The organism is Kribbella sp. NPDC051137 (assembly GCF_040682535.1).
In the GTDB taxonomy this organism is placed as follows: domain Bacteria; phylum Actinomycetota; class Actinomycetes; order Propionibacteriales; family Kribbellaceae; genus Kribbella; species Kribbella karoonensis.
This window is the reverse complement of the sequence record NZ_JBFBBI010000007.1, coordinates 180,431-199,742: the sequence shown is the minus strand read 5'-3', so window position 1 is coordinate 199,742 and position 19,312 is coordinate 180,431. Positions and strand designations below refer to the sequence as shown.

The window sequence follows — 19,312 nt, the reverse complement described above, 5'->3', positions numbered from 1 at the left end:
GAACCCCTTTCGGCGAGACGGCGGTTGTCTAGAGCAACGACTTCGGGACGAAGCCCTCGGCCGCGAGGGCCTGCCAGAGCGCCGCCGGGACCGCGGTCCGCAGGGCCGCCACGTTGGCGGTCACCTCGGCGGCGGACCGGCAGCCGACCACGATCGACGTCACGGCCGGATGCAGGTACGGGAACTGGATCGCGGCGGCCGGCAGCGGTACGTCGTACTCGGCGCAGAGTTCGGCGCACCGCTGGGCACGCCGGAGCGCGGCGGCGTCCACCGGGCGATAGTTGAACATGGCAGCCGGGTTCGGATCCGCGAGCAGGCCGGTGTTGAACACACCCCCGACCACGACCGACGTACCGCGGTCCTGGCAGAGCGGGAGCAGGACGTCGGCGGCCTCGTGGTCGAGCAGCGAGAAGCGGCCGGCGATCAGTACGACGTCGACGTCGTACTCGGCCACGTACGCCGCCAGCGGGGCGCTGTGGTTCATGCCGAAGCCGATGGCACCGACCAGGCCTTCGTCGCGGAGTTTGCGGACTGCCTCGTAGCCCGTGCGCCGGATGTCGTCGGCGTAGTCGTCCGGGTCGTGGAGGTACAGGATGTCGACGGACGAGCGGTTCAGCCGGGTCAGGCTGGACTCGAACGACTCGCGGATGCCGCGCTCGCTGAAGTCCGCGCGAGCACTGCCGTCCGGTTCCAGTGTCCAGCCGGTCTTGGTGGAGACGATGGTGGTAGCGGGCAACCGACGTCCGAGCCGCTCCTCGGCCTGGCCGTGGCCGTAGCGCGGGGCGGTGTCGAAGTAGGTGATGCCCGCGTCGAGAGCCGTCTGCACCGTCGTGGCGGCCTCGTCCTCGGTCACGTCGGCGAACAGCCCGCCGAGCGGTGCCGTACCGATACCCAGCCGCGGCAACATCACAGCTCCCACGGTGATTGGTTCGCGGGGGTACGAGCGTGCAGCGACATTGTCAGCGTGAGACGCACCTCGGACTGTGGAGGGAGGTCGACCAGCAACTGGTGGTGTACGGGCCTCGGCGGGTTGGCGTCGACGGCGACGGTCTGCAGCGCGTGTTCGTTGAAGGAGCCGGCCTGGACGAGCAGCGATCGGGGTTCGTCGCCCAGGTTCACCAGGTCGACGACCGTGTGGTCCGGGTCGATGTCCGAGACCAGCGCGGCGACGGCCTCGGGGAGGCCGGGGCGTCGGGCGTCAGCGTCGAAGTAGCGCAGGTGGAGATGGGTGAGGCCGCCGTTGTACAGAACCTGCGGTGAGCCGGTGGTCAGCTGGAGCAGGGCTTCGGTGACGACCGGGTTGATGTTCTGCCAATGGTGGATGTCGAGCGCGTCCGGGCCGACCGCCGGGTCGATCGGGTCGTTCTCGATCGTCTCCAGGCGGGCCGTGGAGATCGCCAGGGCGGACCGGAGCATCTTCTCCGGGAAGTTTGGGTTGCGCCGGGCAAGGAACTCGTACCACGGCTCCTCGTGGCCGCCCTCGTCCTTGTTCCGCTGGTCGTGCACCGCGTTCCAGTCCCAGTCGGAGCCTTCGCGGAGTCGCTCGATCCGCTCGGCGTCGCCGGTGTCGCGGCTGAAGTGCCAGAGCGCGATCGGCAGCTGCGTCGGCATCACGTTGTAGTCGAACCAGCCGGAGTCGTTGTGCCGCTGCGGGATCGTCAGTGTCGGGCGCTCGGGGTCCAGGTGCCGCAACCAGCGTTTCGTCAGCGTACCCATGTCCGCGAGACTCCGGTACTCCGCCTGCTTCAGCACCGCGTCCAACGGGTTCCGCGCGAGGTCGAGGTAGCCGCGGTCGCCGGAGAGCAGGGTGGCGTTGACCGCACCAACGATCGCGGACGAGCCGACGGACTCGATCCCGTGCGGCCACGCCCAGCCGTAGTGCCCGCCGTACCAGCGGCCGTCGAGGTGCTCCCCCACCTCACCGTGCAGGCCGGCGTTGTCCGGGATCACCTCCCGCCCGGCGAGCCGGTCCTGCCAGGCGCCGACGTACTCGAGGACCCAGTCCTTGTACGCCGGGTCGCCGGAGTACAGGTAGGCGTTGGTCGCGAGGCCCGTCGCCGCGAGGTTCGCGAGCACGTCGCCGCGGCCCATCCGGTCCCACATGATCTGCCCGTAGCGGCGTGCCTTCCCGGGATCGTCGACGAGCTCGTCGAACGAGGAGACGCCGATCCAGTCGAGCGGCAGGCCGTACGGGCGCAGCGGCAGGCTCCACGGGAAGTACTTCTCGCCGTCGATGAAGCCCCAGCGTGGGCCGGCCGCGCCGTTGTGCGGTGCCTGGATCACGCGATGCTCGGCGTCGTAGTTCGGCCCGGCCGGCAGGTACAGGTCCGCGAACCGGGCGGCGAGCTGCTTGAGATCGGTGTCTTCGGGCAGCGCCAGGCAGAGCGCGTAGAACAGCACCATGCTCTCGCCCTGGTGGAACCAGTCGTAGCCGCGCTCGTAGCCGTCGACCAGCATGCCCATCTCGGTCAGCTGGTTGGTCACCCCGCGCCAGTGCCGCAGGGATGCGTCGAGCAGGTCCGAGCTGCCGCCGAGCAGGTACAGCGTCGGCCAGTTGAAGAACGGCTCGTAGAAGTCGTCCACCCCGTCGCGGCCGTCGAGGCCGACCCCGAGCCGGTCGCGGAACACCAGCCGGCCGTCGCCCTCGGTGTAGCGGTCGGCGAACACCCGCCAGGCCCGGTCCTGCTGGGCGAACAGCTCCCGCTCCAGGATCGCCCACTCCGGGGCGGTGCGGATCCGGCGGGTTGCGCGCACGGGCTCGGCCCTGAGCATGAGGAAACACCCCTTATCGCTGATCGATACCCGATGATTTAGCCTGATCCTGCGCAAGGGTGTCAAGAGCGGAGAGAGGTACGGCGAGATGCGCCTGATCGACTGCCACGCACACCTGTGGCAGGCGGGCCACGGCTTCCCGTGGATCCGCCCGGGATCTGAGCACTACAGGACGTTCACGCTCGACGATCTCGAGCACAGCGGCGTGGAAGTGGCCGGCACAGTTCTGGTCGAAGCCTCGCGCGGGGATCGCGGCGAGACGCTCGCGTTGCGCGAGCTGCGGGCGACGCGGCCCGACCTGGTCGCCGGGTACGTCGGGAACCTCCAGGTGTACGAGGACGCCGTACCGGAGGAGTTCGAGGAGTTGATGGTCGAGGCGCGGCCGAACGGCCTGCGGCTCGGCGGGGCCGTCCAGGAGGCGTTGCTGCCGGTGCTGGAGAAGCTGAGGATCACGCTCGACGTCAACCTGCCGGCAAACGCTCTGGCGACAGCGACCAAGCTGGCCGAGCGGTTCCCAGGACTGACCATCGTGGTGGATCACCTCGGGAACCCGCGCGAGCTTGATGTCTGGCAGCGTGAGCTGCGGCCGGCCGCTGCGCGACCGAACGTGCTGCTGAAGATCTCCGGTCTGCTCACCCAGCCTCCCGAGGTGGCCGGCTTGGTGGAGCGAGCGGTGGAGGCGTTCGGCCCCGAGCGGTGCCTGGTCGGGTCGGACTGGCCGATCTGCTTGCCGCGGGGGTCCCGGGCGGACTCGCTCGGCCTCGCGCTGCGGGGGCTGGGCGGGCTGTCCGACGACGAACGGGCGCAGGTCCTGCACGGTAACGCCGTCCGCGCCTATCGTCTGGACGGGAACCTGGCGAGGGAGACGCTCGTTATCGATAGCTGCTAGGCGATCAGACAAGTATCATGACAAGGCATTCCGGACTTCGTACGAATTGGGGACTTCATGGCCAAGGGTGACTTCGCCTCCACGCTGGCGAGCAGCAAGGACCAGTTCCGCGCCACGCTGATCTCCGAGCGGGCGTACGAACTGCTCCGGCAGGCCATCGTCGACGGCGAGCTCGGCCCGAACGAGCGGGTCGTCGAGTCCGAGATCGCCCGCCAGTTGGGCGTCAGCCAGGCGCCGGTCCGCGAGGCCGTGAAACAGCTCGCCCGCGAGGGGCTGCTGGTGCACATCCCGCGGCGCGGCAACTTCGTCGTGGAGATCTCGCAGCAGGACGTCGAGTACGCCCGCCAGGTCCGCGAGCCGCTCGAGCGGCTGGCCGCGGAGCTCGCCGCCGGCCGGATCGGCGAGCAGGACCTGAGCGAGCTGGACGAGCTCGTCGACCAGCTGCACAAGGCCGCCAAGTCCGGCGACGTCAGCATGTTCCGCGATGTCGACATCGCCTTCCACACGCGCGTGATCCAACTCGCCGGCAACCCGTTCCTGACCCGGATGTGGGAGGTCCTGGAGCCGAACCTGCGGGCCCTCCGGGCGATCAGCGACCCCCTGTTCGAGGGCGACTGGGACGCGATGGCGAACGAGCACGGCCGGCTGGTCCAGCTGCTCCGGGAGACCGACCCCGCCGAGGCGGCGGCCGCGTTCGCGAACCACGCGGGCGGGCGCGGTCCGGTTCCGGACGCGAGGACCGCCAAGAAGAAGGACAAACGCGCCGGCAAGCGCTGACCGGCAGTCCGGTGCCCGGAGACCGAGGGATCTCCGGGCACCGTTCCGCGACGGTCAGCGGCGTACGCCGGCCGTCCAGAGCGGAGCGCCGTACTGATAGGCGCCCAGGCTCGGAGCCGGATCGGTCGAGCCGTCGGTGATGCCCGGCAACGGAAGTGCCTGGTTCCGCGCCGGTGACGCCGCCGACAGCCGGTAGTCGTGGTTCGCCGGGTCGACGAAGAGCGGGTCGACGTCGGCCGGCAGATTGTTCGACAGCACCATGCCGCCGTTGGTCGCGCCGTCGAGACCCCGGATCGCGCCGATGTTGTTGTAGACCTTGGTGCCGGTGGACTGCCCGGGGCCCTTGACGTAGAACAGCGTCATGCCACCCGTGTTGTTGTAGACGCCGTTGTCGTGCGACCCGGTCCCCAGGCCGTTGAGCATCACGGTGCCCTCGAGGTTGTTCCATCCGGCGTTGTCGGCGATCACCAGATTGCTCTGTCCGTTGTCGGCGTACACACCGGCGACCGCGAACGGCGTGACTCCGGGGGTGGGCGTGCCGTCGTGCAGCAGGTTGTGGTCGATCGAGGTGCGCTGCATGTCGGCACCGCAACAGGTGTAGATCGCCGCTGTGTCCAGGCTGAGTCGTGCGTACTGCGAGATGTCGTTGTAGGCGATGCGGTCCGGGCCCGGCGCCACGTCCGGCGTGGTCCCCCACTGCAGGTTGATGCCGCTGCGGCCGACCCGATAGATCGTGTTGTGCAGGACGGTCTGGCGATTGCCCTGGACGGCGATCCCGGCTGCGTAGGTGCCGAGATAGTCGACGTCGTGGATCACGGTGTCGGTCACGCTGTTGTCGTGGCCGCGTAGCGCGATCCCGTTGCCCGCGCTCAGCGACAGGTCGCTGTTGGTGACGGCATTGTCCGAGCCGTCGATCACCACACCCGTGTCGGCGACTCCGCGTGTCACGGTCGAACCGCAGTCCGTGGCGCCGCGGGTGATGTCGGTGTAGTGCGACAGGTACTTGCCACGGATCCGGTCGAGGACCACGTGCGTGCTGTTCGGACCGGTGCGTACGGTCGACGCGAAGAGACCGAGTCCGCTGAGGTTCGTGTAGCTGGTGTTGGTCAGGTCGAAGGCGAGCTGCCGGGTCTTGGCTTCGATCTCGTGCAGGTTGGCGTCGTCCTCGCTGTACACGTACAGCCGCTTCGCGACCGGATCGTAGAACCACTCACCCGGGTGCGCGAGCTCACCGATCTTCCCGGCGAGTGAGTACCGGGTGTCCTTCGGGACGACCTTGTGCACGCACGGCGGGGCCGCATCGAGGGTGACCGAGCCGACGTCGGAGCTCTTGACCGTGGTCGTCGCCGACACGTACCAGTAGCCGGTCAGCGCCCGCGCGCCGTCCCAGTAGCCGGCCGGCCTGGTCAGCTCCGAAGAGGCGATCGTCGCACCCGCGCTGCCCGGACCGGCGTACGCCAGGGCAGGGTCGAGCAGATCCTGACCGGGGTACGGCCACTGCGCCTCGACATCCATCGCCTTGTCGGTGAAGACCTGGACGGTCGTCACATCCTCACCGAGATCAGCGGCAGTGCTGTAGATCCTGCCGTCGCCGACCGCCTGCTCGAACGCGGATCCGGCCGCGTACGGATCGGTTCGTGCGATCCGGGCGACGTCGGCGCCGGTCACCTTGGCCCAGCCGCGCAACCGCGTCGTCCCTGTGAGGGTCACCAGCGCTCCAGGGGCCGCACGGTAGGTGATCGGCCGGCCCGCGACACCGGATCGGGCCGGCGTCACGGTCTCGTCGTACGTCCCGGCGAGAATCTCACAGTTGTCGCCGGCAACCATTACCTCCGCACACTGCTGGATGTGCCGGAACGGCGCCGCGGCGGTACGTCCGGCGGAGCTCTCCCTTCCCCACGGAGCGACGTAGTAGGTCTGCCCGCCCGTGTCTGCCGCGGCCGGCGCGAGCAGGGTGATGCCCGGCACACAGGCCAGCAGTGCCACCGGTATCCATCGTTTTCTCGGCACTTCGCACGTCCTTCCGGGAGTTCAGCCTTTGACGGCGCCGACGGTCAGGCCGCTGATGATGTGCCGCTGCATGTAGATGAAGAAGATGATCACCGGCGCGATCGCCAGCAGCAGGTTCGGGAACACCTTGGTCAGGTCGGTCGAGTACTGGCTGATGCCCGCGTAGATCGCGGTCGTCACCGTGTACCGCCCGGAGCCAGGGCTGAGCAGGATCTGCGGGCTGACGAAGTCGTTCCAGATCCCGATCGAGTTCAGGATCAGCACCGTCACCACCCCCGGCCGCATCAACGGGAAGATGATCGTCCAGAACGTCCGGTACCGGCCCGCGCCGTCGATTGACGCCGCATGGTCGATGTCCACCGGGATCGTCCGGATGAAGCCGACGAACAGGAAGATGCTCACCGGCAGCGTCGACGCCACGTCGTGCGCGAGCAGCCCGGCCACGGTGTTCGCCAGCCCGAGTGACCGCAGTACGTAGATCACCGGGATGATCAGCGCGGCGCCCGGGATGAAGGTGCCGGCCAGGAAGTACAGCATCAGCAGCTGCGTACGCCGCTTCATGCTGCGGGCGATCACGTACGCTGCGGGTCCGGCGAACAGGATGCACAACACGTCGACGGCCACCACCAGGAACAACGTGAACCCGTAGCCCTTGATCACGTTGAACTGCGGGCTGTGGATCGCGCCGTTCAGGTGCTCCAGCGTGAGCTTGGAGAACGGCAGCGAGAACGGCCCGTTGAGGATGTCCTCCTGGTTCTTGAAGCTGTTCACCAGCAGCAGGTAGACCGGGACGGTCATCAGGACGAAGAGCAGTGCCAGCATGACCGGCCGGACGACCCGCCGTCGTACCTTGGGGGCCGGCCGGGCCGGCGGGGCGGCCTGGATCGTAGGTCTGGTCTCGAGATCGATCGCCATGCCGCTACCCCGTCGCCGCTTGGTCCTGGCGGTTCCGGAGGGCGGTCACGAGCAGCGCGAGCGCGGCCGACACCACCATCAGGAACACCGCCTGCGCGGTCGCGTACCCGACCTTCGTGCCCTCGAACGAGCGCGCCAGGATCAGGTAGCCGTACGTCTGGGTCGCGCCCGCCGGACCGCCGCCGGTCAGGCTGACCACGATGTCGTACGTACGGATCAGCCCGATCAGGTTCAGCACCGTCGCGACCGTCACCACCGGGGCGATCATCGGGATCACCACCTGCGTGTTGATCTGCCGCGCGCTCGCCCCGTCGATCTGCGCCGCCTCGAGCAGCTCGGCCGGAACCGTCTGCAGCGCGGCGACGAACAGTACGACGTTGAACCCGAAACCGGCCCAGGCGATGACCGCGATCAGCGTGACCAGCGCGAGCTTCTCCGAGAACAGGAAGCCGACCGGGCCGACCCCGAACTTCTGCAGGGTGTTGTTGATCGCGCCGTTCGTCCCGAGGATCGCCGCCCACAGGTAGCCGAGGATCAGCGCGCTGATCACGTGCGGGTAGTAGGCCAGCGCCCGGAAGAACGAGTTGACCAGCGACTTCTCCTTGAGGATCAGCGCGTACGACAACCCGCCGCCGAGCATCAGCACGGAGCCGCTGACCGCGACGATCCCGGTCACCCACCAGGCCCGCGTCGAGTTCGGGTCGTCGAACAGGTGCCGGTAGTTGCCGAGCCCGATGAACACGGCGTCGGAGAAGCCGTTCCAGTTCGTCAGGCTCAGGTAGACGGCGACGCCCACCGGCACGATCGTCATCACCGTGTACAGCAGCACGGCGGGACCCGCGAGGCCCACGGAGAGCGCCGTCTCCCTGAGCCTCGCGATCCGTACCTGCCGCTGCCGGCTCAGCTCTGGGAGTTCCACCACTTGTCCAACCCGTCCGCGACCTGGTCCGGCGTGGCGCCGGTGAACAGCGACTGGACCCGGGTGTTCAGCTCGCCCGAGAAGCCCTCGATCGGCTGATGCGTACCGGACTTCACCAGCACCGTCGGCGCGGCGTCGAGGATCTTCTGTACGCCGGTCCCGAGGCTGGAGGTCTTGTACGTGAAGCCCTTGCGCAGGTTGCCGTCCGCCGCCAACTGGCTCTCGACCGCTGTCGGGTCCGTGACCAGCCACTTCACGAACTCGGTGGCCTGGCTCTTGTGCTTGGACTGGTTGACGACGACGTACGGGCTGGCGATGTTGCCGAACTGGCCGGACGGGTAGGCGCCGTCGGTCGGCATCGTGAAGACCCCGATCTGGTCGCTCTTCTTGGCCTGGTCGGCGGCCGGCACGAAGTACGAGCCCATCATGTACATCGCGGACTTCCCGTTCAGGAACGCCGTCTGGCCGTCCGCGTAGGTGAGGCCGAGCGCGCTCTTGTCCAGGTACCCGGCGTCGATCCAGGACTTGTAGTCCTTGAAGTAGTCGAGGTACCCGCTGTCCTTGAACGTGGTCTGCTTCCCGGTGCGCTTGACGACCCAGTCCGGGTCCTTCGTCAGTACGCCGGCGTCGGCCATCATCGAGAACTGCGCGCCCGGGACCCACTGCCCCGCGGTCTGCAGCGGCGTGTACCCGGCGGCCTTCAGCTTGGCCATCGCGGCGGTGAAGTCCGCGATCGTCTTGATGTTCGCCGGATCGAGGCCGGCCTTGGTGAACGCCGCCTTGTTGTAGAACACCAGCGACTGGATCTGCTCGCCGACGCCGACGACGTACCGCTTGCCGTCGATCGCGTACTGCTCGCTCAGCGGGGTGTCCTTGACCCAGGCCTGGTCGGTGAGGTCGGCCAGCAGGCTGACGTTCTCCTTGGTCGGGGTGATCTGCTGCGCGATGTCCGGCGGGTCGCCGGCGGCCAGGTCCTGGGTGAGCTTGGCACTCGCGGAGATCGTGCCGGTGAGCTCGAGCTTCACCTTGACGTCGGGATGCGCGGCCTCGTACTTGGCGAACAGGCCGGTCCAGTACGCCTCGGTGAGGTTCGGGGTGATGTTCACGATCACCCGCAACGTGGTCTGCCCGGAACCGCCGCCGGCCTCGGAACCGCCACCACAGGCGGCGAGTCCGATCAGTGCCGTGGCCGCAACCGCGGCGAGGGAGGCACGGCGCCACAGTTGTCTCATGTCGTTCACACTCCAGTGCTTGTCGTTGTCGAGGTCGTGATCCGGTCGCACCTGGTCACCAGGTGGCGCCCGGGATCCAGGAGGTTGCCCCGTACTGATAGGCGCCGAGGCTCGGCACCGGGTCGGTCGAGCCGTCCGTCACGCCCGCGATCGGCGTCGCGGCGTTCCGGGCCGGCGAGGTCGCCCGCAGGCTGTAGTCGTGGCTCGCCGGGGCCACGTACTGCGGATCGGTACCGGACGGCAGGTTGTTCGAGATGGTGATCCCGGAACCGGCGGCCGGCGGGTTGCTGACATCGCCGATGTTGTTGACGATCCGGGTGCCGGAGGCATTCGTGATGCCGAGCAGGTAGACCCCGCCGTCGTTGTTGTAGACGAGGTTGTTCGTACTGGCGCCGCTGAGGCCGTGCAGCATGACCGTGTTGTGCAGGTTGCCCCAGCCGACGTTGCTGTGGAACACCAGGTTGCTCTGCCCGTTGTCGGCGTAGGCCCCGGCCTCCGCGAACGGGTTGATCCCGGGCAGGTTGGCCGCGTCGTGCAGCCAGTTGTGGTGCACCGTCGTACCGGCCATGTCCGACCCGCAGCACAGGTAGATCGCCGCTCCGTCGGTACTCAGGTGGTCGTAGCGGGACAGGTCGTTGTACGCGATCGTGGCCGGCGAGAATCCGTTGCCCCAGACAACCGAGACGTCCGCGCGGCCGACGTCCGTGATCGTGTTGCGCGTGACGGTCGCCCCGCTGCCGGTCACCGCGATGCCCGAGGCGTACGTACCCATGTAGTCGACGTCGCTGATCTTGTTGTTGTCGACGCGGTTGCCGCTGCCGGCCAGTAGTACGCCGGACCCCGCGCTGTAGGTGATGTTGCTGTTCTGCAGCACGTTGTTCGAGCCCCGGAGCTGCAGCCCGGTGCTCACGCCGACCGAGACGTTGCAACTGGCGCCCGGCGCGGTGAGCTGCGTGTAGTGCGTGAGGTACCGCGCGTCGAGACCGTCGAACAGGTTGCCCGTACCGGACGTCTTGAGCGTCGCCCCGAAGAGGTCGACGTTCCGGACCGTCGTGTAGCTGGCCGAGGTCAGGTCGAAGGCCAGGTCGCGAGACTTCGCCAGCACGCTGTGTCCCGCGGGATCGCCGTACAGGTAGAGGCTGCTGCTCGCGGAGTCGTAGAACCACTCGCCGGGATGCGCGAGCTCGCCCAGCTTGCCCCAGAGCGCGTACCTGGTGTCGCCGGCGTTGATCCCGGCACAGCCGGCCGCCGACGCGAGGGTGATGGCTCCCGGGGACGAGCCGGCGACCGTGCCGGTCTGGGACGCGTACCAGTAGCTCATGAGCACGGTCGCGCCGTCCCAGTACCCGGCGGGCCTGGTCAGGTTGGCGTCCACGATCGTGCTGTTCGTGGTGCCGGACTGGGTGCGCTCGATGGCCGGGTTCATCAGGTCGAGACCGGGATACGGCCACTGGGCCTGGATGTACATCTGGTCGTCGACGAAGATCTGCGGATCGGCGCCGAGGCTGACCGTCGTCCGGTAGATCTGGCCCTGCCCGACGGCGGTCGCGAAGTCCGAGCCGGCCAGGTAGGAGTCCGAGGCCTCGAGTGCGGTGAGGTCCGCCTGCGTCACCTGGCTGAATCCTGTGACCGGCTCGGTGCCGTCGACCCGGACCGTGGCGCCGGCGGCCGCCTGGTAGGTGATCGGCGCGGACGACGTTCCCGAGGCGGCGGGCAGCACCGTCTCCCGGTAGGTGCCGGCCGCGATCTCGCAGGTGTCACCGGCGACCATCACCGTCGCGCACTTCTGGAGGTGCCGGAACGGCGCCGCCGACGAGGTCCCGGCAGCGGCATCGTCGCCCGACGGCGAAACGTAGTAGGTGACCGGGCCCGCGGCAGCCGCCGGAACCACAGCCATGGACGCGAGCACGGCAACCGCGACGACCCCGTACCACCGCTGTACTGTCATCACCCGACTCCTATGATCGCCTATCGATAGAGGATGATCTTATGGAGACGCGATCCGGAGTCAAGATCGGGCGGAGAAGTTGACAGCAATCGTGTCCCGGCAGTTACATCTATCATCGATAGGCGATAAAGTCACCGGCGAAAGGCAGCACATGGACGTGAACGGCGATCGCGGAACAGCGTCGTACGAGCAGGTGTACGAGTCGCAACTGTCCCCGGTCCAGACGGCGACGTTCTCCCGGCCGACCGCCGAGATGCTCGGCGCGCTGACCGACGTGAGCGCGGCGACCGCCTGCGCCAAGCTGCACCAGAAGGGCATCACCCGGACGTTCATCAACGGCCCGGTGCCGCTGCACCGGACGCCGGACGTGCGCGTGTACGGCGGGGCCGTGACGCTGCAGTTCCTCCCGCAGCGCGAGGACGTGTTCAGCAGCGCCGACCAGGAGTACGCCGAGAAGAAGACGGCGCTGTGGGGCGTGCTGGAGTCGATCCGGCCGGGCGACGTGCTGGTGGTGTCCGCGTACGCGAGCCAGTTCACCGGCTGCCTCGGCGACATGCTGGTCCGGTACTTCAAGCTCCGCGGCGGCGCCGGCATCGTGGTCGACGGGCGAGTCCGTGACGCGGCCCGGATCCGGGCGCTCGGCGTGCCGGTCTGGAGCACCGGCGTCACGCCGCACTACGCGTCGCAGACCGAGCTGTTCCCGGCGGCGTTCAACGTGCCGGTCGGCGTGGGCGGCGCCCTCGTCACCCCGGGCGACATCGTCGTGGCCGACGACGACGGCGCCGTCGTCGTACCGCAGAAGTCCGCGGTCTCGCTGGCCGACGATTCACTGGAACTGCAGGCCCGCGAGGAGTTCGCCCGCCGGCGCCTCGACGACGGCGGGCGGCTGTCCGACTACTACCCCCTCAACGGCCAGGGACTCGAGGAGTACCTGGCCGCCAAGGGGTAGTCAGGCCGTGACCGTGATCGGAGTGCCGTCGGAGACCAGTGACCAGTCGACCGTGTGGAAGGTCTTCGGGTCGACGGTGCCGGTCGCGGTCACGTAGTCGATCATCAGCTGGCGGATCTCGACCTGCCGGTTGTAGACCACCGGAGCGGTCTTGACGTGCGGGAAGTTGCCGCCGCCGGACTGACGGTAGTTGTTGACCGCGACAACGAACTGCTGGTCGGCGGCGACCGGCGTACCGTCGTACGCCAGGTCGGTGATCCGCGCGCCGGGCGCCTTCGCGATGTCGATCTTGTAGGTCAGCGGCTTCGTCAGGCCGCCGACGATGTCGTAGTTGTAGTCCGGCGTGCCGTTCGGCGCCGTCGAGGTCGGCGCGTTCGTGACCTGGTCGGACGGGAACGGGCCGGTGCCGGTGACCTGCTTGAAGTAGTACGCCGAGAACTCCAGGTAGTCCTTGACCTGGGCGCCCGTCATGGTGACCGCGAGCAGCGTGTTGTCGAAGACGTACAGCCCCGCGACGTCGCGGACCGACACGTCGCCGGCCGGGATCGCCGCGTCCCGGTTGAACGGGGCCGCGATCGCCAGCACCGGCAGCGACGCCTGCGGCGTACCGGCGAGCGCCTTCGACACCGCGTCGGCCTGGACGAAGTTCACGAAGTCGAGGGCGGCGGTGTCCTCCCACGGCGCGGTCGCCGCGGACATCGCCTCGGTGCAGGTGCCGACCTTGGAGTTCACGTACTGGACGACCTTGTCGTGGTCCTTCTCCAGCAGCGCGACCACGTCCGGGTCCGCGGCGACGGTGTTCGCGTTCAGCACCTGGCTGTGCCGGGCGACCACCTTCCACTGGCCGCGGACCTTCTGCAGGTCCAGGTCGAACAGCGACAGCCGCATGCCCCACTTCAGCGGCTCGCTCAGCACGACCTGGTCGCCGCTCGTCTTGTTCGTGACCAGGCGCTCCGGGATCTCCAGGTGCGCGTGGCCGACCAGGACGGCGTCGATACCCGGGACGGTCTCGGCCATCAGGACCGACGCGTTCTCCGGGTACGGCAGCGCGTCGCCGTACGACGACGACAGGTCCATGCCGGAGTGCACCGAGGCGATCACGATGTCGGCGCCCGCGGCCCGGACCTTCGGGACCCACTGCTGGGCGAGCTCGACGATGCCGCCGAACTTCAGCTTGTTCTCGACGTTCGCCTTGTCCCAGATCGCGATGCCCGGGTTGGTGAGACCGAGGATGCCGACCGTGATCGGCTTCTCCCCCGGCACGTGCACCCGCTTCAGCACGTACGGCGGGAACGCGGGCAAGCCGGTCGTCCAGTCCTGGGCGTTCGCGCCGAGCAACGGGAAGCGCAGTTGGCGCTGGAACTTGCGGAGGATGTCGAGGCCGTAGTTGAACTCGTGGTTGCCGAGCGCCGCGGCGTCGTACCCGATCCGGTTCATCGCGGCCGCCATCGGGTGCGTGTGGCCGCCGGTGATGGGCTCGATCTTGGCGTAGTAGTACGCCAGCGGGGTGCCTTGGATGGTGTCGCCGGCGTCCAGCAGCAGCGGCCGCGGCGCGTGCGGGTCCGCGGCGAGGCGGTCCCGGACGGCGCTGACCAGCGTGGAGATCTTGGCCAGGCCGATGTCGTTGTGCGCGGAGTCGTCGTACTCGGCGTTCTTGAAGTAGTCCCAGTTGAAGACGTTGCCGTGCAGGTCGGTGGTGCCCATCACGGTCAGCCGGACCGTCTTCCCCGAACCGCCCGCGTACGCCGGCGCCGTCTGGAACCCGGCCGCGGCCAGCGCCGCCGCACCGCCGATCCCCACGCCGATCCCCGCGCCGATCACTGTGCGTCGCGTCATCGTGTTCCGCTCACCGCTGTCGGTCATCGCCCCGCCTCACAAGGTCGCTGCGCCGGGATCTCCGGCACGAATGCACACGATAAGCGAGACCCGGCGAACGCCTGCCCCCACCCACACGAGAAGATGCGCCCCATGACCAAGCCGCCCGGCAAGCTCCTGCCGTTGGTCGCCGCCTTGTTGTGCGGTGCCGTTCTCGCCCAAGCTGCCTCGCCGTCCTCGAAGCCCCTGACGTCCGCCGCGCCTGCCGTCTCGACGACGCCGCACCACGGCCTTCTCAGTACGTCGGTCACGTCGAAGCGCGGTCAACCGTCGTCGTCCAAGCCCAGTACGCCGCCGGTCCGACCGGCCCCGCCGAAGCCCCCGGCGGACGACTGGAACCTGGCCGGTCACGGGAAGGTCCTCTACCTGACGTTCGACGACGGACCGCAGCACGAGTGGACCCCGAAGGTTCTTCAGGTACTGCGCAAGCACCACGCGCAGGCCACGTTCTTCGTGCTCGGGATCCAGGTCGCGCAGTACCCGGACCTGGTTGCCGCCGAGCGCGCCGCCGGGCACCGGATCGGCAACCACACCTACGACCACAAGACGCTGACGCTGCTGCCCGAGGCGAAGGTCCGGCAGGAGATCGCGATGGGCATCATGTCGAAGTGCCTCCGCCCGCCGGAGGGCGCCACGAACGCGAAGATCCAGGCGATCGCGGCGGCGTACCACCAGCGTCAGGTGCTGTGGACCGTGGACACCGAGGACTGGGAGAAGCCCGGCACCGCCCACATCGAACACGCGATCATGTCCGGCGCCCGACCCGGCGCGATCATCCTGATGCACGACGGCGGCGGCAACCGCTCCCAGACCGTCGCCGCCCTCGACCACGCCCTCACCAAGCTGACGGCCCAGGGCTACACCTACCGCCCGCTCCCCTGCTAGGGCATGCCCTAACGCTGGATGCCGGCGGTGCCGTTGGAGAAGTGGCGGAGGGCCTCGTCGATGACGTGGACAGGCTGGTCGAGGGCCTTGATCAGGAACATGCCGGTGGGGCGGAGCAGCGGGTTGGGCTTGACGACGCTGCGGACGGACGGCTGGTCGAGGCCGCGGACGCCCGCGGTGGTCGCGCCGACGCCGCGCTCGAGGGCCAGGTCGAGCATGTACTGACCGAGCAGCTTGTGCTGGGTGAAGCCGCGGACGGTCGCCCACGGGAGCACGACCGGGTAGGCCGCGCCGTCGCACGCCAGCTCGAGGCCCTTCCCCGAGATCCGCATCGCGACCGGCGGCAGCTCGTTCGCGTCGTACCACTGCTGCCGGTCGGCCTGCACGCGGTAGACCAGCAGCGTGCTGAGCACCAGCGGGAGCATCGCCGCGATCAGCAGCAGCGCGAACGGCCACATCCCGGAGCCGCGGAACGCGAACAGCGCGTAGACCGCGGCGACGATGCCGATCGCGCCGAGGATCGCCGTCACCCAGGCGCCGCGCCGCTCCACGGTCCGCACCACCTCGCGCCGGCGCAGCACCGCGTCGCGGTCGATGCTGACCAGGAACGGCGGCCCCGGCTCGCCTGGTGGCACCTGCACCTCCGGTGTGTCGTCCAGCTCGACAACCTGTGACGTTGCGTCCCCGTCCTCACTCACGGGGTAAGAATCCCACAGAGTCTCAGATCTTGCGCCGGCCTGCCCAGGTCCAGGCATAGACGCCGTCGTCGACGGCCCGGCCCCCTTCGCCGAGTTCGAGGGGGCGGAAGGTGTCGACCATCACCGCGAGCTCCTCGAACCGCTCGGCGCCGAGGGACGCCTCGATCGCGGACGGCTGCGGTCCGTGCGCGTACCCGCCGGGGTGCAGCGAGATCGACCCGAGCCCGATCCCGGACCCCTTCCGGGCCTCGTAGTCGCCGCCGCAGTAGAACATCACCTCGTCGGAGTCGACGTTCGAGTGGTAGTACGGCACCGGCACCGACAGCGGGTGGTAGTCGACCTTCCGCGGCACGAAGTTGCAGACCACGAAGTTGTACCCCTCGAACACCTGGTGCACCGGCGGCGGCTGGTGCACGCGCCCGGTGATCGGCTCGAAGTCGCTCACATTGAACGTGTACGGGTACAGGCAGCCGTCCCAGCCGACCACGTCGAACGGGTGCGTCGCGTACGTCATCCGGGTCCCGACGATGCCGCCGGCACCGTTCCCGCGGTGCTTCACCAGCACCTCGACGTCGGTGCCCTCCTCGACGAGCGGCTCGGTGGTGGGGTGCAGGTCGCGTTCGCAGTACGGCGAGTGCTCGAGGAACTGGCCGTACCGGGACAGGTAGCGCTTCGGCGGGGCGATGTGCGAGTTGCCCTCGATGCAGTACGCACTCACGCCCTCGGCTCCGGGCAACCATCGGTGCGTGGTCGCGCGCGGGATGATCACGTAGTCGCCCTGGACCGCGTGCAGTACGCCGAACACCGTCTCGACGGTGGCCGAGCCCTTCTCGACGTACACGCACTCGTCACCGATGCCGTTGCGGTAGTACGGCGACGGCTGCTCGGCGACGACGTACGAGATCCGGACGTCCCCGTTGCCGAGGACGAGCCTGCGGTCCTCGACTGGGTTCGACTTGGAGGTCTCGGTGAAGAGGTCGTGGAGCTTCAGGTGCCGCGGGGTCAGCGGGTGGTTCGGGACGGTCGCGAGATCGGGGAGCTCCCACACCTGGGAGTCGACGATCGCGGACGGTACGCCGGCGTGGTACAGCAGTGAGGAGTCGGACGAGAAGCCTTCCTCGCCCATCAGCTCCTCGTAGTACAACCCGCCGTCCGGTGTGCGGAACTGGGTGTGCCGCTTGGGTGGTACTTCCCCGACCTGCCGGTAGAACGCCATACTCACTCCGTTGAACGATAATCGAACGCATGCGTCCGCTTACCGAAAGCATCCGTTAGGCTCTGGAACATGTCAACCGTCCCCGCGCTGTACCACCACCTGGTCGACGACGCGTCGATGTTCCCTCCGGGCAACCTCCCCCTCGCGGAAGCAGTCGCCGCGCACCAGTCGCACCTGCGGTCGCCGTACGCCGACCTGGTCGGCACCTTCGTCTGCACCGACGACAACCTCCTGAAGGTCGCGGAGGCCGCCCGCGCTGGTGGAGAGGGTGGAGCGCCCGACGGCGGAGCCGCGCGTGGCGCTGAGAGGCGCGTGGGCGCCGTCCCGCTTCGGGTTTCGGTGGTGATCTCGGGTGGGGCCGGGGGGATCGAGCCGGTGGTGCGGTGGGGGGATCGGTCCAAGGACGTCGAGGTGGCCGCGGTCGAGGTGCGGTTGCGGGACGAGGACGACCTGTCGCGGAACGCGTTGCGGGTGGTGCGGGCGTGCGACGACTGCCTCGACGAGGAGACGGCGTACGTCGAGATCGGGATGGACGGGGCGTGGGAGCGCGCGCTCGACGTGGTCGCCGACGCCGGGTACCACGCCAAACTCCGCACCGGCGGGCTCGACGCGCACCTCTTCCCGGCCGGCGACCAGGTGGCCGCGTTCATCACCGCCTGCCTCGACCGCGAAGTGCCGTTCAAGTGCACCGCGGGGTTGCACAACGCAGTGCGTCATACCGCCGAGGACTCGGGTTTCGAGCACCACGGCTTCCTGAACGTGCTGCTCGCCACCCGTGCCTCGCTGGACGGCGCGACCCAGGACGAGCTCGCGCAACTGCTGGACGACCGCGACGGCGAGGCGCTGGCCCGGCGAGCGCGTGAGCTGTCCGACGACCAGGCGGCGAGCACCCGCCGCTGGTTCACCTCGTTCGGATCGTGCAGCATCGAGGAGCCGGTCACGGACCTGAAGAGCTTGGGGTTGATGTGATGAGCTGGATCGACATCCCCGACGGCTCGCCGTTCGGGCCGGACAACCTGCCACTCGGGGTGTTCCGGCACGGCGACGAGGAGCCGCGGGTGGGTGCCGCGATCGGCGACCAGATCATCGACCTCGCACCGGTCGCGTCGGCGCAGATGCTGGACGGCGCCCAACTGTTCGCGCAGCCGTCCCTGAACGCGTTCCTCGCCCTCGGCCGCCCCGCCTGGCGGGCCACCCGCGACTGGCTCCTCGACCTGGTCCGCAACTCCGCCGATCGGGACACGGTCGAGCCCCACCTGATCCCGCGGTCCGCGGTCAGCATGCAGCTCCCGTTCGAGGTCGCCGACTACGTCGACTTCTACGCCTCCGAGCAGCACGCGACGAACCTCGGCCGGCTGTTCCGCCCCGACTCCGAGCCGCTGCTGCCGAACTGGAAGCACCTCCCGGTCGGCTACCACGGCCGGGCCGGCACGATCGTTGCCAGCGGCACCGACATCGTCCGCCCGTCCGGGCAGCGCAAGGCCCCGGACGCGAGCGCGCCGACGTACGGCCCGTCCCGGCGACTGGACATCGAGGTCGAGCTCGGGTATGTCGTCGGTACCCCGTCGACGCTCGGGAAACCCGTCTCCGTCGACGAGTTCGAGGACCACGTGTACGGCGTGGTGATCGTCAACGACTGGTCCGCCCGCGACCTCCAGGCCTGGGAGTACGTCCCGCTCGGCCCCTTCCTCGGAAAGTCCTTCGCCACCTCCGTCTCCCCCTGGGTCGTCTCGCTCGACGCCCTCGCCGCGTCCGCCGTCCCGCTCGGCGTGCAGGACCCGCCCGTCCTTCCGTACCTCCGCGGCCGGCACCTCACGAACTACGACATCACCTTCGAGGTCAGGCTGAACGGCCACCTGGTGAGCTCCCCGCCGTACCGCGACATCTACTGGTCCCCCGCCCAGATGCTCGCGCACCTGACCGTGAACGGCGCCTCCGTCCGCACCGGTGACCTCTACGCGTCCGGCACCGTCAGCGGCGCCGGAAAGGACCAGCGCGGCTCGTTCATCGAACTCACCTGGGGCGGTCGCGAACCACTGGTTCTCGACGGCGAGGAACACGGATTCCTCGAGGACGGCGACGAGGTCACGATCTCCGCCTGGGCGTCCCGCCCCGACGGCTCCCGCCTGGGCCTCGGCGAGGTAACCGGCCGCATCATCCCCACCCAACCAACCTGACCCCCATCTGGCGCGCCCTCTCCCTCGTCGCTGGCGAAGGCGAGGCGAAT

Annotated in this window: 16 protein-coding genes; 6 read left to right on the top strand and 10 right to left on the bottom strand. The window is 68.8% G+C overall.

Annotated features, from left to right (window positions below; translation table 11 throughout):
- Positions 1 to 28 precede the first annotated feature (28 nt).
- Both AB0M51_RS36260 and AB0M51_RS36255 read right to left on the bottom strand, forming a co-directional pair.
- The gene (locus AB0M51_RS36260; protein ID WP_344198381.1) at positions 29 to 907 is read right to left on the bottom strand and encodes an aldo/keto reductase; all 879 of its coding nucleotides are present in this window, start codon (positions 905 to 907) and stop codon (positions 29 to 31) included.
- Complete coding sequence (locus AB0M51_RS36255; RefSeq protein ID WP_344198383.1) at positions 907 to 2,772, bottom strand: hypothetical protein; 1,866 nt, start codon at positions 2,770 to 2,772, stop codon at positions 907 to 909. The genes AB0M51_RS36260 and AB0M51_RS36255 overlap by 1 nt, the downstream gene beginning before the upstream one ends.
- A gap of 88 nt (positions 2,773 to 2,860) precedes the next feature.
- Between AB0M51_RS36255 and AB0M51_RS36250 the strand changes: the two genes are divergently transcribed.
- Positions 2,861 to 3,661: an amidohydrolase family protein gene (locus AB0M51_RS36250; protein ID WP_344198385.1), complete on the top strand. Its 801-nt coding sequence runs from the start codon at positions 2,861 to 2,863 to the stop codon at positions 3,659 to 3,661.
- Positions 3,662 to 3,718: 57 nt separating this feature from the next.
- A complete protein-coding gene (locus AB0M51_RS36245) occupies positions 3,719 to 4,438 on the top strand; it encodes a GntR family transcriptional regulator (RefSeq protein WP_344198387.1) in 720 nt (239 codons plus the stop codon).
- Between the two features lie 54 nt (positions 4,439 to 4,492).
- Here AB0M51_RS36245 and AB0M51_RS36240 read toward each other — a convergent pair whose 3' ends face one another.
- From AB0M51_RS36240 to AB0M51_RS36220, 5 genes are read right to left on the bottom strand one after another with little or no spacing between them, the layout of a single operon-like run.
- Complete coding sequence (locus AB0M51_RS36240) at positions 4,493 to 6,448, bottom strand: right-handed parallel beta-helix repeat-containing protein (RefSeq protein ID WP_344198389.1); 1,956 nt, start codon at positions 6,446 to 6,448, stop codon at positions 4,493 to 4,495.
- 21 nt (positions 6,449 to 6,469) lie between these two features.
- Complete coding sequence (locus tag AB0M51_RS36235) at positions 6,470 to 7,363, bottom strand: carbohydrate ABC transporter permease (RefSeq protein ID WP_344198391.1); 894 nt, start codon at positions 7,361 to 7,363, stop codon at positions 6,470 to 6,472.
- A gap of 4 nt (positions 7,364 to 7,367) precedes the next feature.
- Entirely contained in the window at positions 7,368 to 8,282 is a 915-nt protein-coding gene (locus tag AB0M51_RS36230) for a sugar ABC transporter permease (protein ID WP_344198393.1), read from the bottom strand.
- Positions 8,264 to 9,514 (bottom strand): extracellular solute-binding protein, encoded by a 1,251-nt coding sequence (locus AB0M51_RS36225; protein ID WP_344198395.1) that lies wholly within the window; start codon positions 9,512 to 9,514, stop codon positions 8,264 to 8,266. Before AB0M51_RS36225 ends, AB0M51_RS36230 begins: the two co-directional genes overlap by 19 nt.
- Positions 9,515 to 9,569: 55 nt before the next feature.
- Positions 9,570 to 11,462 (bottom strand): right-handed parallel beta-helix repeat-containing protein, encoded by a 1,893-nt coding sequence (locus tag AB0M51_RS36220; RefSeq protein WP_344198397.1) that lies wholly within the window; start codon positions 11,460 to 11,462, stop codon positions 9,570 to 9,572.
- Between the two features lie 157 nt (positions 11,463 to 11,619).
- On the opposite strand from AB0M51_RS36220, the gene AB0M51_RS36215 reads away from it, so the two are divergent.
- Positions 11,620 to 12,411 (top strand): hypothetical protein, encoded by a 792-nt coding sequence (locus tag AB0M51_RS36215; protein ID WP_344198399.1) that lies wholly within the window; start codon positions 11,620 to 11,622, stop codon positions 12,409 to 12,411.
- On the opposite strand, the gene AB0M51_RS36210 is transcribed toward AB0M51_RS36215, so the two are convergent.
- On the bottom strand, positions 12,412 to 14,274 hold the full coding sequence (locus AB0M51_RS36210; RefSeq protein WP_344198401.1) for a 5'-nucleotidase C-terminal domain-containing protein: 1,863 nt from the start codon (positions 14,272 to 14,274) through the stop codon (positions 12,412 to 12,414).
- Between the two features lie 105 nt (positions 14,275 to 14,379).
- Here AB0M51_RS36210 and AB0M51_RS36205 point away from each other — a divergent pair, with 105 nt between their 5' ends.
- Positions 14,380 to 15,171, top strand: a complete 792-nt coding sequence (locus AB0M51_RS36205) for a polysaccharide deacetylase family protein (protein WP_344198403.1) — start codon at positions 14,380 to 14,382, stop codon at positions 15,169 to 15,171.
- 8 nt (positions 15,172 to 15,179) lie between these two features.
- Here AB0M51_RS36205 and AB0M51_RS36200 read toward each other — a convergent pair whose 3' ends face one another.
- The gene (locus AB0M51_RS36200; RefSeq protein ID WP_344198405.1) at positions 15,180 to 15,869 is read right to left on the bottom strand and encodes a hypothetical protein; all 690 of its coding nucleotides are present in this window, start codon (positions 15,867 to 15,869) and stop codon (positions 15,180 to 15,182) included.
- Positions 15,870 to 15,891: 22 nt separating this feature from the next.
- Positions 15,892 to 17,085 carry a homogentisate 1,2-dioxygenase domain-containing protein gene (locus AB0M51_RS36195; RefSeq protein WP_344198407.1) on the bottom strand — a complete coding sequence of 398 codons (1,194 nt, stop codon included), beginning with the start codon at positions 17,083 to 17,085 and terminating at the stop codon, positions 15,892 to 15,894.
- 69 nt (positions 17,086 to 17,154) lie between these two features.
- Between AB0M51_RS36195 and AB0M51_RS36190 the strand changes: the two genes are divergently transcribed.
- Both AB0M51_RS36190 and fahA read left to right on the top strand, forming a co-directional pair.
- Positions 17,155 to 18,054: a hypothetical protein gene (locus AB0M51_RS36190; protein ID WP_344198409.1), complete on the top strand. Its 900-nt coding sequence runs from the start codon at positions 17,155 to 17,157 to the stop codon at positions 18,052 to 18,054.
- Positions 18,054 to 19,262: a fumarylacetoacetase gene (fahA, locus tag AB0M51_RS36185; RefSeq protein ID WP_344198411.1), complete on the top strand. Its 1,209-nt coding sequence runs from the start codon at positions 18,054 to 18,056 to the stop codon at positions 19,260 to 19,262. The genes AB0M51_RS36190 and fahA overlap by 1 nt, the downstream gene beginning before the upstream one ends.
- The last annotated feature ends 50 nt before the right edge of the window (positions 19,263 to 19,312 follow it).